The sequence below is a fragment of the Pseudomonas sp. NPDC087346 genome (assembly GCF_044744235.1).
In the GTDB taxonomy this organism is placed as follows: domain Bacteria; phylum Pseudomonadota; class Gammaproteobacteria; order Pseudomonadales; family Pseudomonadaceae; genus Aquipseudomonas.
Window position 1 is genome coordinate 1 of record NZ_JBIUXX010000039.1, and the last position, 15,147, is coordinate 15,147.

Sequence of the window (15,147 nt, forward strand, 5' to 3'; positions counted from 1 at the left end):
GTGGTGATATCGAACCTAAAGTCGTGGCTGAGGCCATCGTCAAGTTCGGCATCGACCCGGAAAAACGCAACCCACTGGACTGCGGAGGAGACATTCTGTGAGCGAACTCATTCGCGTACCTGACATCGGCAGCGGTGAAGGTGAAGTAATCGAACTGTTTGTGAAGGTCGGCGACCGTATCGAAGCCGACCAGAGCATCCTGACTCTGGAATCGGACAAGGCGAGCATGGAAGTGCCTGCGCCGAAGGCCGGTATCATCAAGAGCCTGAAAGTAAAGCTGGGCGACCGTCTGAAAGAAGGCGACGAACTGCTTGAGCTGGAAGTCGAGGGCGCCGCTGCTGCGGCCCCTGCGGCTGCCGCTGCACCGGCTGCCAAAGCCGAGAAAAAACCTGCCGCCGCTCCGGCTGCTGCCGCGCCTGCCGCTGCACCTGCTGCCGCTTCGGTACAGCAAGTGCACGTGCCGGACATCGGTTCGTCGGGCAAGGCCCAGATCATCGAGATCCAGGTCAAAGTCGGCGACACCGTCGAGGCTGATCAATCGTTGATCACCCTCGAATCCGACAAGGCGAGCATGGAAATCCCGTCGCCTGCCGCTGGCGTGGTCAAGGCCATCAGCGTCAAGCTCAACGACGAAGTCGGCACTGGCGATCTGATTCTGGATCTGGAAGTGGCGGGTGCTGCGGCCCCTGCTGCTGCCGCTCCGGCTCAGGCTGCTGCTCCAGCCGCTGCGCCTGCTCCGGCAGCCGCGCCTGCTGCTCCGGTTGCCGACAGCGTTCAGGACATTCATGTTCCGGACATCGGTTCGGCTGGCAAGGCCAAGATCATCGAAGTGTTGGTCAAGGCTGGCGACAGCGTTGAAGCCGACCAGTCGCTGATCACTCTGGAATCCGACAAGGCAAGCATGGAAATCCCATCGCCTGCCGCTGGCGTGGTGGAAAGCATTTCCATCAAGCTGGATGACGAAGTCGGTACCGGCGACCTGATTCTCAAGCTGAAAGTCAAAGGCGCGGCGCCTGCTGCTGCCCCGGCTCCGGCTGCTGCTGCTCCAAGTGCTCCTGCTCAAGCCGCTGCTGCTCCGGCTGCCGCTGCACCTGCTGCTGCCGCTCCGGTTGCTGCTCCGGCCAAGCCAGGCGCGAAAGTTCACGCCGGCCCAGCCGTGCGTCAACTGGCCCGCGAGTTCGGCGTCGAGCTGAATGCCGTTGGCGCCAGCGGTCCGCACGGTCGCATCTTGAAAGAAGACGTGCAGGTTTACGTCAAAGCGATGATGCAGAAGGCCAAGGAAGCACCGGCCGCTGCTGCTGGCGCAACCGGTGGCGCGGGCATCCCGCCGATTCCGGTCGTCGACTTCAGCCGTTTCGGCGAAATCGAAGAAGTGCCGATGACTCGCCTGATGCAGATCGGCGCGTCGAGCCTGCACCGCAGCTGGTTGAACATCCCGCACGTGACTCAGTTCGATTCGGCTGATATCACCGAACTGGAAGCGTTCCGCGTTGCACAGAAAGCCGTTGCAGAGAAGGCTGGCGTCAAGCTGACCATCCTGCCGCTGCTGCTCAAGTCGTGCGCGCACATGCTCAAGGAGCTGCCGGACTTCAACAGTTCGCTGGCGCCAAGCGGTAAAGCGATCATCCGCAAGAAATACGTAAACATCGGCTTCGCTGTCGACACTCCAGATGGCCTGCTGGTACCGGTGATCAAGAACGTCGACCAGAAGAGCCTGTTGCAACTGGCAGCCGAAGCCGCTGCGCTGGCCGCCAAAGCCCGCGACAAGAAGCTCACCGCTGACGACATGCAAGGCGCCTGCTTCACCATTTCCAGCCTCGGCCACATTGGCGGCACCGGCTTCACGCCGATCGTCAACGCGCCGGAAGTGGCGATCCTCGGTGTTTCCAAGGCAACCATCCAGCCAGTCTGGGACGGCAAAGCCTTCCAGCCGAAACTGATGCTGCCGCTGTCGCTGTCCTACGATCACCGTGTGATCAACGGCGCAGCTGCAGCACGCTTCACCCAGCGTCTGGGCAGCCTGCTGGCTGACATCCGCACCATCCTGCTGTAATCCCAAGCGGCCCTCCGGCGACGGAGGGCCGCTTGTGTTCCACGTTTTCGAGCGCCACACGCTCGTACCTCAACCCCGTCAGTTTGGCGGGGCTTTTTTTGCCTGGAGAAAAGTGCGCAAGCTTTCTTCCTACGTCCTCCGCTTACTCTGGCTACGACTCGAGTCCACTTCACGTCGATATTTTTTATTGCCGGGCAACTAACCTTGCACCTCGAAGTTAAACAACAAACTTAATGATTATTTAATTACAGACTGCATCAATTCGAAAGGATTCGAACATGTTCAAGCCTACTGTCGGGCCGATTATCGGCCACACGACAACTAACCACGCACGTATATTTATTCGTGGCGAAGCAAAAAACAGTGAAACCACTTTTGCCGGACTGCGTTATCGAAAATTCGGGGAAGAACAATGGACAAAAGCAACCTTTGTAAGCTTGAGTGCATTACGTGATCTTTGCGAAGTATTTTCAATAAACGACCTCGACAGCGACACCGAGTATGAATACCAGACAGGTTGGTTCAGCCCGATGAACCCGGCACATAATATCGAGAGTGTTGCCGAGTTGCCTTTGCAATGGCCGCGCGAGGTATATCGCTTGCGTACTCGCTCAACAGAGACCAGGCAGGCCAGGGCTTATATCGTCGGCTCGTGCCGCTATCTGCGCATGACCGCCGGCATTGCCTCGCTTCCGCAATTGGGTGACCGGATATTTGCTTCGATCAATCAATTGATCGAAGGCGCTGAACCGCCTGTGAGTGCCACACTGATGACGGGTGATCAGATCTATGTCGACGATCTGAATCTGGTTGCTCCGGATCGAGAATATAAAGACATTCTTCATAAATACCGCACAGCCTTCTCCCAACCGAACATTCAAAAATTAATGTCTGGCACTTCAACTTACATGATTCTTGATGATCATGAGATCGAAGATAACTGGCCAGCCAACGCCGACAAGTCCGACCACGAACTGTATCGTAACGCCATGGCGGCTTATGAACAGTATCAAGTCAGCCACAGTCCCGCGCATGAACTTAAATTCAACGGTCAGATAAACCGTGAAAAACTTGAACATTACTGGTATCAGTTCAGCGACGGCGATATCGAATGGTTCGTGACCGACAGTCGCACTCGCCGCAACTTGTCGGCGGATGATCGACGCATCCTCGATCAAGAGCAGGAGCAAGCGCTGCTCGAATGGCTGATCAACAGCCCGGCGCGGGTCAAGTTCGTGGTCACCAGCGTGATGTTTTACCCGGATCGCAAGGTACTCGGTGATGACGCGTGGAAAGCCTTCCCCGAACAACGTCTGCGCCTGCTGGAAACCATCCGTACCCAGCGCATCAAGAACGTGGTGTTCGTCTCCGGCGACGTGCATGGTTCGCTGACCTCGCGCCTGACTCACAGCGAAGACCCGGACTTCGAAGTCCACACCATCGTCTCTTCACCGCTGTACAACAGCATATTGTTGCCTTACGCCAAAACCTCCACCTTCATTCTCGATCAGCCACTGGCGGTGACCGCTGCGGGGAACTACCGGCATGAACTGACCAGTGAAGTGATCAGCGAAGACAATTTTGCACATGTCGTGGTCGAGGCCGGGCAGATTCTGGTCAATTACCACGATCGCGACGGCAAACAGCTGCAATCAATCGCCATAAAACTGCACTAAGCCTTGAAAGATCGCGGCCTGCGGCGGCTCCAACGGGTTACGCGCTCCAGTGCCGGGGCTGCCCCAGGATGCGATCTTTTGCTCTTTTCAAACCGCCACTGGAGAAATGTCCCACGCAGCCGACATATTCTTATAGCACTTGGCCTTCATCACTCTTGTCAGTCAGTGCCGCAATGATGCAACCTTGCCGCAGGCAACAGTAAAGAGGGCGAGAGCCCGGCGCGTTCAGCATATTTCCAAGCGAGTTCCCTTCATGAAGAGCCAACCCGATGCCGCCAGCCGTATGGCGGCCGAGGTAGTGACGCAGTTGCCTGTGCCCTCGCGGCTCGGCATGCTGCGTTACGAACGGCTGAATGAAGCAAGCTGGGCGATGCTGTTTCTTGATCCCAACTGCGAACGCCAGTTCGGCCAGCCGGCCGTTGAGCTGTGTGCTCTGGTTGGCTCGCCCTACGCCAGCCTGATGGAGCCGGAAGCGCGTTATCAACTGCACGACGCGATCCAGCTACAACTGCGCGACAGCCCGCATTACATGGTGCGCTACACCCTGCACACCGCCGCCGGCGCATTGAGCATCCTCGAACTCGGCGAAGCGTATAAACAGCACAATCGTCATCTGCTGCGCGGCTATCTGCTGGCAGTCGATGACGTGTTCGACGAAGCGCCGTCCTTGCCGTCGGTTGATCTTGAAACCCAGAACTCCCGCCTGCAAATCGCCCTTGAGTTGAACCAGCGCGCCCAGCAGGAACAGCTGCAACACCTGGAGCGGGTGCGCGCCCAACAGGATCTGATCCTGCTGCTGGCCCGTCAGCGCTACAGCACGCATAACTCGCTGCAAGAAGCCGCCGAACTGATCACCCGCTGCGCCTGCGATATCTATGAAATCGACTGCGCCAGCCTGTGGAACCTCGAAGGTCAGTACCTGGTGCCGATCTCGGCCTACCACCGCGCCACGCAGGAATACCTGCTGCCGGAAATGATCGACATCAGCGACTTCCCCGATTACATGGAAGCCTTGCACGGCAGCCGCGCCATCGACGCGCACAATGCGATGCGCGACCCGCGCACTCGCGAGATGGCCGAAGCCCTGCGCCCACGCGACGTCAACGCCATGCTCGACGCCAGTATTCGCGTCGATGGCCAGGTGGTCGGCGTGCTGTGCCTGGAGCAGACCGGTGTCACCCGCGCCTGGCAGTCCGACGAAATCGCTTTTGCCGGTGAACTGGCCGACCAGTTCGCCCAGGTCATCAACAATCACAACCGCCGCACCGCCACCAGCGCCCTGCACCTGTTCCAGCGTGCCGTGGAGCAAAGCGCCAACGCATTCCTGCTGGTCAATTGCGACGGCGTGGTCGAGTACGTCAACCCGAGCTTCACCGCGATCACCCAGTACACCACCGAAGAAGTCCACGGCCAGCGCCTGTCGGAACTGCCGGCCCTGGAAAACCTCAGTGAACTGCTGTTCGACGCGCCTTCGGCGCTGGCCAAGAGCAACAGTTGGCAGGGTGAATTCAAGAGCCGGCGGAAAAACCTCGAACCGTACTGGGGCCAGTTGTCGATTTCCAAGGTCTACGGCGATAACCGTGAGCTGACGCATTACATCGGCATCTACGAAGACATCACCCAGACCAAACTGGCGCAGCAACGCATCGAACGGCTGGCGTATACCGACAACCTGACCAACCTCGGTAACCGCCCGGCGTTTATCCGCAATCTGGACGAACGCTTCGCCCGCGATACCGATACGCCGATCAGCCTGTTGCTGGTGGACATCGACAACTTCAAGCGGATCAACGACAGCCTTGGCCACCAGACCGGTGACAAGTTGCTGATCAGCCTCGCCCGGCGCCTGCGCAACAGCCTGAGCCCGAGTGGCAGCCTGGCTCGTTTTGCCAGTAACGAATTCGCCGTATTGCTCGATAACACCGACCTTGAGGCCGGCCAGCACATTGCCAGTCAATTGCTGACGACCCTCGACAAGCCGATGTTCGTCGACAACCAGTTGATCAGCGTCACCGGCTCGGTAGGCCTGGCCTGCGCGCCGCTGCATGGTCGTGACCCGCAGACATTGATGCGTAACGCCGGTCTGGCGCTGCACAAGGCCAAGGCCAACGGCAAACATCAGGTTCAGGTATTCACCGAAGCGCTGAATGCCGAGGCCAGCTACAAACTGTTCGTCGAGAACAACCTGCGCCGCGCCCTGACCCAGAACGAGCTAGACGTGTTCTATCAGCCGAAACTGTGCCTGCGCAGCGGTCGTCTGCTAGGCATGGAAGCGCTGCTGCGCTGGAATCACCCGGAGCGCGGCATGATCCGCCCGGACCAGTTCATCAGCGTTGCCGAAGAAACCGGTTTGATCATTCCTATCGGCAAGTGGATCGCCCGTCAGGCCTGCCGCATGAGCAAAGCGCTGACCGCTGCCGGCATGGGTAATCTGCAGGTAGCAATCAACCTGTCGCCCAAGCAGTTCTCCGATCCGGATCTGGTTGCTTCCATCGCCAACATCCTCAAGGAAGAAGCGCTGCCGGCCAATCTGCTGGAACTGGAGCTGACCGAAGGTTTGCTGCTCGAAGCCACGGAAGACACGCACTTGCAACTCGATCAGCTCAAGCGACTGGGCCTGACGTTGGCCATGGACGACTTCGGCACCGGTTACTCGTCGCTGAGCTACCTGAAAAAATTCCCGATCGACATCATCAAGATCGATCGCAGCTTCATCCACGAAATCCCGGACAACCAGGACGACATGGAAATCACCTCGGCGGTGATTGCCATGGCGCACAACCTGAAACTCAAGGTCGTGGCTGAAGGCATCGAAACCGCTGAACAACTGGCCTTCCTGCGCCGCCACCGCTGCGACGTCGGCCAGGGCTACCTGTTCGACCGCCCGATCCCGGGCGCCGAGCTGATCCACACCCTCAAGCGCTACCCACGCGGCCCGCTCGTCCTCTGAATCTACTGCCCTCCCCCCTGTAGGAGTGAGCCTGCTCGCGATAGCGGAATATCCGTCACGAACAGGCTGACTGACCCACCGCTATCGCGAGCAGGCTCACTCCTACAGAGAAAGAGTACCCGCACATTTTGACTAGTGATTAACTCGGCATCATTCGGCACACTGGCGGTCTATCTTTTTACATCCCATCCTGACTGAGAGGACTGATCATGGTTCTGCGCTCGGAAATTCTGGTGAACAAAAACGTGCTCCCGACAAAAGAACAAGCTCTGCCTGGCCGCGAAACCGCGATGTCCCTGCCTGAAAAGCACTTCGTGTTCAGCGAAACACCGCTGCTCGGCCCATTCTTCGAGGACGTCGATTTCGCGATTTTCGGTCTGGGCTGCTTCTGGGGTGCGGAACGTCGCTTCTGGCAGCGCGAAGGTGTGGTCAGCACCGTGGTCGGCTACGCCGGCGGCTACACGCCGAACCCGACCTACGAAGAAGTCTGCTCGGGCCTGACCGGCCACACTGAAGTGGTACTGGTGGTGTATGACAAGGCCAAAGTCAGCTACGAAGAACTGCTGAGCATGTTCTGGGAACTGCACAACCCGACCCAGGGCATGCGCCAGGGCAACGACATCGGCACGCAGTACCGCTCGGTTATCTATGCGACCTCGCCGCAGCACCTGGACGCGGCGCTGAAGAGCAAAGCGGTTTATCAGGCTGAGCTGTCGAAGGCTGGCCTGGGCGAGATCAGCACTGAAATCGAACAGGCGCCGACCGTGTACTTCGCCGAGACCTATCACCAGCAATACCTGGCGAAAAACCCGGAAGGCTACTGCGGGATCGGCGGCACCGGCGTGTGCATGCCACCGAGCCTGGCGGGTAACTAATCCCCAAAAGCATCGCGGGCAAGCCCGCTCCCACAGGTTTTGATAGCGTACACAAATGTCGTGTACACCCAAATCACTGTGGGAGCGGGCTTGCCCGCGAAGGCGTCAGATCAGACGCCACTAAAACAACTGATCAACTCTCGGCAATCAACCAATCCATCTGCCAGCCACCCTGAGTCTGCCCAAGCTTCTTCGACAACCACGGCAACAGCTCACGCAACTCTTCCTCCAGCCCCCACGGCGGATTGGCAATCGCCATCCCGGAACCGTTCAGGCTGTTCGGCGTATCCAGCGGATGCACCAGCAGTTCCACCCGCAGCAACTTCGGCGCACCGCTGCCGGCCAGATCCTGATAGAAGCGGCGCAACGCGCGCTGATCCTTCACCGGATACCAGATCGCCGCCACGGTTTGGCGCATCCGACCAATCGCCTCTTTCAGCGACGCCGCGCACTTTTGCATCTCGTCGAGTTGCTCGAACGGCGGATCGATCAACATCACCGCGCGCTTCTCCTGCACCGGCAACATCGCCCGCGCCACATGCCAGCCCTCGCCCAGATGAACTTTCACCCGACGATCACCGGCCATGTTGTCCTTGAGCAGCACACCGTCTTCCGGGTGCTTCTCGTTGAACATCAGCCGATCCTGCGGCCGGGTCAGACGTCGAGCCAGCTCAGGCGAACCCGGGTAATAGCGCAACTGGCCATCCGGGTTCATCTCATGCAGCACTTTCATGTAATCGGCGGTCAGCGCCGGCAGATCCGGTTGATCCCACAGGCGTGCGATGCCTTCCAGGTACTCGCCGGTACGATTGGCCTGATCGCCCTGCAAGTCATACAGACCGATACCGGCGTGGCTGTCGAGATAGGCAAACGGCTGCTCCTTGCGCGACATCAGGGCGATGAGGCGGGTCAAGGTCAGGTGTTTGAACACATCGGCGTGATTGCCGGCATGGAAGGCGTGACGATAATTCATGATTGCTCCTGCGAAGGCCGCAAAGTTTACCTTTTACCGCGCGGCAAGTCAGGAGTTCGCAGCCGAGCGGGCAGAAGCCTGCAATAACTGACAATGGAGAAACCTGTGGCGAGGGGATTTATCCCCGTTCGGCTGCGCAGCAGTCGCAAACCCGGTTACATGGTTTGCCTTCTGTATCGCGTTGGCAGGCTTTGGGGCCGCTTCGCCGCCCAACGGGGATAAATCCCCTCGCCACAAGGAAACTCCCTTGCCACACGTAAGTGTGGAAAGCGGGAGTCTGTTTGAGCATGTGTTCAGGCGTTGCCGATGACATTCAGCACAACTTTCTCCCGGTAATTTCATGCTGACTCTGCCAGCAAATACTCCAATAACGCCGACTGCGACGAATCTTCCGACTCCGAAAGATGAAAGAACTGCCGGACCTTGCAACGCAAGACAGCCTCGGGAAATGCTTCGAACTGCACCGGATGCTCTTCGCTCAGCCACTGCATAACATTGGTGACTCGAGTTTGATCCGCACTTTGCGCCAGCACTGTTTCCGGTACCGTCCACCACGGAAAAACCAGCCCCGAAACCTGCGCCCTGCCGCCAATTTCAACCGATTGACCATTGATCAAAGCGCGCCCGATTACCGGCAATAGCTGCGCTGCATCAACGGTCGATGCCTGAAGAATCGTCAGCAAATACCGCCCATCCCAAAACCGGAAAAACACGGCTTTACCATCCGGCATCAATACCTGGGTCAGGCTGCGAAAATGCCCAACGACTATTTCAAGCGGAGCAGAAGACACGGCCAGCCATCCCCAGTCGCGGGACTGAGTGGTCGCCACCCAATCCAGAAACTCACGATCAGCAGTGACAATTCCGACATAGGGCATCACAGCGTCCCACTCGGCGTAGATCGTGTCCGCCCAAACCGGGCTCGGTACAGCCTGTAACGGTGGTCTCCCGTCGCTGGCATTGCTGAAGATCGCGAACAATTGCTCCGAGGGTTTCAGCGGTTCACGTTGCAGCCATTCATTGGGATGAAGAGTCTCAGGCTGCACAAACACCGTCCTTGCAACGCTCACACTCTTCGCAGAATGGCGCATCGCCCTTGAAACTCATGATTTGTGCAGCGGTGAGCATGGCTGCCGGGGCCGCTGCCAGTTTTCCCGGTAACCCTGGAATGACTGGCGCGGCACTCATCGCCGCCATCGGCGCGCCGCCAACCTGAATCGGCACGCTGCTGAAAATCCCGCCCGGGCCGATGTTGATCCACTGCCCGCCCGCCTGAATCGTCGCACTCGCGCCACCGTCGATCACCACTTGCTGCCCTGCGCTGACGTGGAACTGCTGACTGGCGCTGGTCGCCTGATTACTCACGCGGACATGCCGATCGCCCACCACTGTCAGGTGATCGTCCCGCTTCACTTCGGCCTGACGTTGGCCGTGAGTAATACGTTGCTCATCAGCCTTCAGCTCATGCTTCGCGGTGCCGGTAACCACGATGCTGCGCTGGTTATCGACCTGCACCTGCTGGTCGTGCAACACATGCTGGGTCCAGTTGCGTTGGGCGCGCAGGTAGATTTCCTCGGCGCCTTTTTTGTCCTCGATGCGCAGCTCGTTGTAGCCACCGCCACCGGGACTGCTCTGGCTGCGGAAGATGCTGCGAGTCTTGTCCGCCGGCAGGTCCAGCGGCACCGGGGTGGCGGCGTTCGGCAAACTCCCTACCACCAGTGGCTTGTCGGCATCGCCGTCGATGAAACCGACCAGCACTTCCATGCCGACCCGTGGAATCAGCACGCTGCCATAGCGGTCATGCGCCCAACCGGTAGCAACGCGCAGCCAGCAGCTGGAATGCTCATTCAGCTCACCATCACGGTCCCAGGCCAGTTGCACCTTGACCCGGCCGTACTCGTCGCAATGGATTTCACTGTCTTGCGGGCCGGTGACCACGGCCGGTTGGTAGCCGGACATGCGCGGCTTTTGTGGCCCGAGGGGTGGGCGGAAGAACACGTCCCACGGCGTGGCGAGAAAGGTATTACGGTAGCCCTGGAATTCTTCCCCATCGCTGGTCACCGATTCCTCCAGCACTTGCGGCTGTCGACCACGATGCTCGATGGCGGTGAGCAACCACAGATCATTCCAGTCCCTGCGCGGATGCTCGGTCAGTTGCAGGAAATGTCCACAGACCAGCGCAGAATCGTCGCTGCGACCGGTAGCCTGACGGTAATCGGCGACATGCCGCTCAAGGGCTCGCTGGGCAAGGTCCTTGCCGGTTTCACGGTCGCTGAACTGGCCGGGAAAGTGGTAATCCTCAAGCACCGGACGTTGCTCGCCATCGACACGGCTTTGCAGTTGCAGGCGTGGCTTTTCAAAGTTGTAGTCGCGACGGGTGACGACGCTGCTGCGGGTTTCAACCCGAACATTGAATCGCTTGATCGCTGGCGCCGCCGCAGCCATGCCGCTGCCGGGTAAATACAGCGTCGGCTCGGCGAGACGCGGAAACACCGTCTGATCATCGCCGAACACCAGCAGATGTCCTTCGCGGCTATGTTGGAAGTGGTAGTGAATGCCGACCTCGGCACACAGGCGCTGGATAAATGCCAGATCGCTTTCGCCGTACTGCACGCAATATTCACGCGCCGGGTATTCGCTGCCCAGGCGAAACTCGAAGGCATCACGCAGGATCGCGTGGTCCTTGAGGACCTGCGCGACGATTTGCGGAACACTCAGGTGCTGGAAGATCCGCTGATTGATCCGATGCCCGAGGTACGTCAGACGCGGGACAAGGCTGACGTGATAACGCGTCAGACGTTTCCCGGAGTCGCCCTGCCCTACCTGATAAATCTGACCGTGAATACCAGAGCCCTGAGCGTCGAAACAGAGAAACGCCTGACAATGCAAAAGGCTTTCGAGGTCGAGATCGGGTCGCTCACTGACCAGTTCCAGCTCGAATCGAAAGGGTTGGCTGATGGCTTCCTTGCCCGTGAACTCAAGCACTTTGAGGTCAGTTTGGGCGCCTTCAAGGGTCAACGTGAAACGCGGTTGATTGGCAGGCGCGAACATCCGATGTGTCTCTGCAGAATGAAGGCGGGCGATTCTGCATGAGAGGCAAGAGGTGTAAACCGGGGGACAGGAAAATCAGATTGCTCCTACTTTCTCTGTCGGCTTTGCCTCCAGAAATCGGTAAATCCAACTACAGACATATCCCTCAAAACCACCACCGAACCCTGTAGGAGTGAGCCTGCTCGCGATTGCGGTACGTCCGTCAGATGAATGCTGAATGACACTCCGCTATCGCGAGCAGGCTCACTCCTACAGGGGATCGAGTGAAACAGACAAATCGCAGGCATAAAAAACGGCCCGCCTCCTGTAGGAGACGGGCCGTTTTTCAGTGAGCCGAAGCTCGGTTCATCACTTGTTCAGGTGGAAATCTTTCTCTGCCGCTTCGAAGCGCTGAACCATACCTTTGGTTGGCGCGCCGAGCTTGCTGACGATCAGGATTGCCAGGCTGGCGAAGATGAAGCCAGGAATGATTTCGTACAGACCCAGCAGTTCGAAGTGCTTCCAGACCACAACGGTGATCGCGCCGACCAGAATACCGGCCAGTGCGCCGTCGCGGGTCATGCCTTTCCAGATCACCGAGATCAGTACAACCGGACCGAACGCAGCGCCGAAACCAGCCCAGGCGTAGGAAACCAGACCCAGTACACGGTTTTCCGGGTTGGCCGCCAGACCGATGGCAATCAGCGCGACCAGCAACACCATCGCACGGCCCACCCATACCAGCTCAACCTGGGAGGCGGATTTGCGCAGGAAGGCTTTATAGAAGTCTTCGGTCAGGGCGCTCGAGCACACCAGCAACTGGCAGCTCAGGGTGCTCATGACGGCAGCCAGAATGGCCGACAGCAACACACCGGCAATCCATGGGTTGAAGAGGATTTTCGCCAGTTCGATGAACACGCGCTCGTGGTTTTCGGTCACAGGACCGGCCAGCTCAGGGTGCGCCGAGAAGTAAGCGATACCGAAGAAGCCCACCGCCACAGTACCGGCCAGGCACAGGATCATCCAGGTCATGGAGATGCGACGGGCCTTGGCAATCGACTTGACCGAATCGGCAGCCATGAAACGCGCGAGGATGTGCGGCTGACCGAAGTAGCCCAGACCCCAGCCCATCAGCGAGATGATGCCGATAAAAGTGGTGCCCTTGAGCATGTCGAAGTTGCTTGGATCTTGTGCTTCGATGGCCAGGAACGTGGTGTCGACGCCACCGGTCGCCAGCAGGACGATGATCGGCGTCAGGATCAGCGCGAAAATCATCAGGGTGGCTTGTACGGTGTCGGTCCAGCTGACTGCCAGGAAACCACCGATGAAGGTGTAGGCAATAGTCGCCGCAGCACCGGCCCACAGCGCGGTCTCGTAAGACATGCCGAAGGTGCTTTCGAACAGACGGGCGCCGGCAACGATGCCGGAAGCGCAGTAAATGGTGAAGAACACCAGAATCACGATCGCCGAGATGATCCGCAGCAGGCCGCTTTTATCTTCGAAACGGCTGGCGAAGTAGTCCGGCAGGGTCAATGCATCGCCGTTGTGCTCGGTCTGTACACGCAGACGACCGGCAACGAACAGCCAGTTCAGGTAAGCACCGATGACCAGACCGATAGCGATCCAGCTTTCGGACAGACCAGACATATAGATGGCGCCCGGCAGGCCCATCAACAACCAGCCGCTCATGTCGGAAGCACCGGCAGAAAGCGCGGTGACGACGCTGCCCAGGCTGCGGCCGCCCAGAATATAGTCAGAAAGGTTGTTGGTGGAGCGATAGGCCATCAAGCCGATCAGCACCATTGCTGCGATGTAGATCACGAACGTGATCAGGGTTGGATTGCTTACGCTCATTGAGTTACGCCCTGGCTTTGTTTTTATGTAGCGGCGGTGATGAACCGCTCGCAAACGACGACGTTTGGCAGACGATTTGAAATCCCGCGCATTTAGGACTGATGTTTCCCCAGGAAAGCCATCAGCCGGTGCACCGCTTTTACAACCGGTTGCACCTTGGGCGCGAATCCTATGCAACAAAGCAAAAGAGGTGCAACCAGTTTCGTGAGAATTAGTTGCACCTAGTCGGTTTTATCGACAATCACCCCGTTTTTGCTCCCTTTTGTGGCAGTCGCGGCCCTTTGCTAGAAGTAAAAGCACCAATCAGGAGCAGCACTTTAGTACCAGAAAATAATTCCTGATGAGCTGCGTATTATTCCGACAAAAAAAGGGTTGCACCCGGTTGCACCTCTTTCAGCTCAGGGCTAATCTTGCCGCCAGCTGATGCCACGCAACTGTGGCAACCATGAGGATAAAAATATGGCTACCACCACCCTTGGGGTCAAACTTGACGACCCGACCCGCGAGCGCCTGAAGGCTGCCGCAACCTCGATTGATCGCACGCCGCACTGGCTGATCAAGCAGGCAATTTTCAATTACCTGGAAAAACTCGAGGGTGGTGCAACCCTGACCGAGCTGAACGGTTTGTCCGTTAAAGACGCTGATGAAGCGGGCGACGTACACACCGATCACGCTCACCAATGCTTCCTTGAATTCGCTGAAAGCATTCTGCCGCAATCGGTTCTGCGCGCCTCGATCACTGCCGCTTACCGTCGCCCCGAGCCGGAAGTCGTGCCGATGCTGATCGAGCAGGCTCGCCTGCCGGTGCCGATGGCCGAAGCCACCAACAAACTCGCCGCGTCCATCGCGGAAAAACTGCGTAACCAGAAAAGTGCCGGCGGTCGTGCAGGCATTGTTCAGGGTCTGTTGCAGGAATTTTCCCTGTCGTCCCAGGAAGGCGTGGCACTGATGTGCCTGGCCGAAGCGCTGCTGCGTATCCCGGACAAAGGCACTCGCGATGCGCTGATTCGCGACAAGATCAGCACCGGCAACTGGCACCCGCATTTGGGCAACAGCCCGTCGCTGTTCGTCAACGCCGCGACCTGGGGTCTGCTGCTGACCGGCAAACTGGTGTCCACGCACAACGAAGCCGGCCTGACTTCGTCGCTGAGCCGCATCATCGGCAAGAGCGGCGAGCCGATGATCCGCAAGGGCGTCGACATGGCCATGCGCCTGATGGGCGAGCAGTTCGTCACCGGCGAAACTATCGCCGAAGCACTGGCCAACGCGAGCAAGTTCGAAGCCAAGGGCTTCCGCTACTCCTACGACATGCTTGGTGAAGCGGCGCTGACCGAACACGATGCACAGAAGTACCTGGCGTCGTACGAACAAGCGATCCACTCGATCGGCAAAGCCTCCCACGGCCGTGGGATTTATGAAGGCCCGGGCATTTCCATCAAGCTCTCGGCACTGCACCCGCGTTACAGCCGTGCGCAGTACGAGCGTGTGATGGACGAGCTGTATCCGCGCCTGCTGTCGCTGACCTTGCTGGCCAAGCAATACGACATCGGCCTGAACATCGACGCCGAAGAAGCCGACCGTCTCGAACTGTCGCTGGATCTGCTTGAGCGCCTGTGCTTCGAGCCGCAACTGACTGGCTGGAACGGCATCGGTTTCGTCATCCAGGCTTACCAGAAGCGTTGCCCGTACGTGATCGACTACGTGATCGATCTGGCTCGCCGCAGCCGTCATCGTCT

Annotated in this window: 10 protein-coding genes; 6 read left to right on the forward strand and 4 right to left on the reverse strand. The window is 58.6% G+C overall.

The genetic code is table 11. From position 1 onward, the window contains the following. The 5 genes from ACIOZM_RS21040 to msrA form a co-directional block, all read left to right on the forward strand. On the forward strand, nt 1-101 hold a 101-nt coding region (locus ACIOZM_RS21040), incomplete at its 5' end, for a hypothetical protein (protein ID WP_401216865.1). Continuing rightward, nucleotides 98-2,053, forward strand: coding sequence for a dihydrolipoyllysine-residue acetyltransferase (gene aceF, locus ACIOZM_RS21045; RefSeq protein WP_401216791.1), 1,956 nt, complete (start codon nt 98-100; stop codon nt 2,051-2,053). The genes ACIOZM_RS21040 and aceF, both read left to right, overlap by 4 nt. Before the next feature lie 278 nt (nt 2,054-2,331). Continuing rightward, complete coding sequence (locus ACIOZM_RS21050; RefSeq protein ID WP_401216793.1) at nt 2,332-3,729, forward strand: alkaline phosphatase D family protein; 1,398 nt, start codon at nt 2,332-2,334, stop codon at nt 3,727-3,729. Between the two features lie 253 nt (nt 3,730-3,982). Beyond that, nucleotides 3,983-6,679: a putative bifunctional diguanylate cyclase/phosphodiesterase gene (locus ACIOZM_RS21055; RefSeq protein WP_401216794.1), complete on the forward strand. Its 2,697-nt coding sequence runs from the start codon at nt 3,983-3,985 to the stop codon at nt 6,677-6,679. A 209-nt stretch (nt 6,680-6,888) separates the two neighbouring features. Beyond that, nucleotides 6,889-7,554 (forward strand): peptide-methionine (S)-S-oxide reductase MsrA, encoded by a 666-nt coding sequence (msrA, locus tag ACIOZM_RS21060; protein ID WP_401216795.1) that lies wholly within the window; start codon nt 6,889-6,891, stop codon nt 7,552-7,554. A 133-nt stretch (nt 7,555-7,687) separates the two neighbouring features. Here msrA and ACIOZM_RS21065 read toward each other — a convergent pair whose 3' ends face one another. The 4 genes from ACIOZM_RS21065 to putP all read right to left on the reverse strand — a co-directional run bounded on the left by ACIOZM_RS21065 (nt 7,688) and on the right by putP (nt 13,411). Continuing rightward, nucleotides 7,688-8,527, reverse strand: a complete 840-nt coding sequence (locus tag ACIOZM_RS21065) for a 23S rRNA (adenine(2030)-N(6))-methyltransferase RlmJ (protein ID WP_401216797.1) — start codon at nt 8,525-8,527, stop codon at nt 7,688-7,690. Nucleotides 8,528-8,865: 338 nt separating this feature from the next. Next, nucleotides 8,866-9,573 (reverse strand): DUF4123 domain-containing protein, encoded by a 708-nt coding sequence (locus ACIOZM_RS21070; RefSeq protein WP_401216799.1) that lies wholly within the window; start codon nt 9,571-9,573, stop codon nt 8,866-8,868. Then, nucleotides 9,563-11,578 (reverse strand): type VI secretion system tip protein VgrG, encoded by a 2,016-nt coding sequence (locus ACIOZM_RS21075; protein WP_401216801.1) that lies wholly within the window; start codon nt 11,576-11,578, stop codon nt 9,563-9,565. Before ACIOZM_RS21075 ends, ACIOZM_RS21070 begins: the two co-directional genes overlap by 11 nt. 348 nt (nt 11,579-11,926) lie before the next feature. Continuing rightward, on the reverse strand, nt 11,927-13,411 hold the full coding sequence (gene putP, locus ACIOZM_RS21080; RefSeq protein ID WP_401216802.1) for a sodium/proline symporter PutP: 1,485 nt from the start codon (nt 13,409-13,411) through the stop codon (nt 11,927-11,929). 459 nt (nt 13,412-13,870) lie between these two features. On the opposite strand from putP, the gene ACIOZM_RS21085 reads away from it, so the two are divergent. Next, nucleotides 13,871-15,147, forward strand: a 1,277-nt coding sequence (locus tag ACIOZM_RS21085) for a proline dehydrogenase family protein (RefSeq protein WP_401216804.1), incomplete at its 3' end; no start/stop codon positions are given.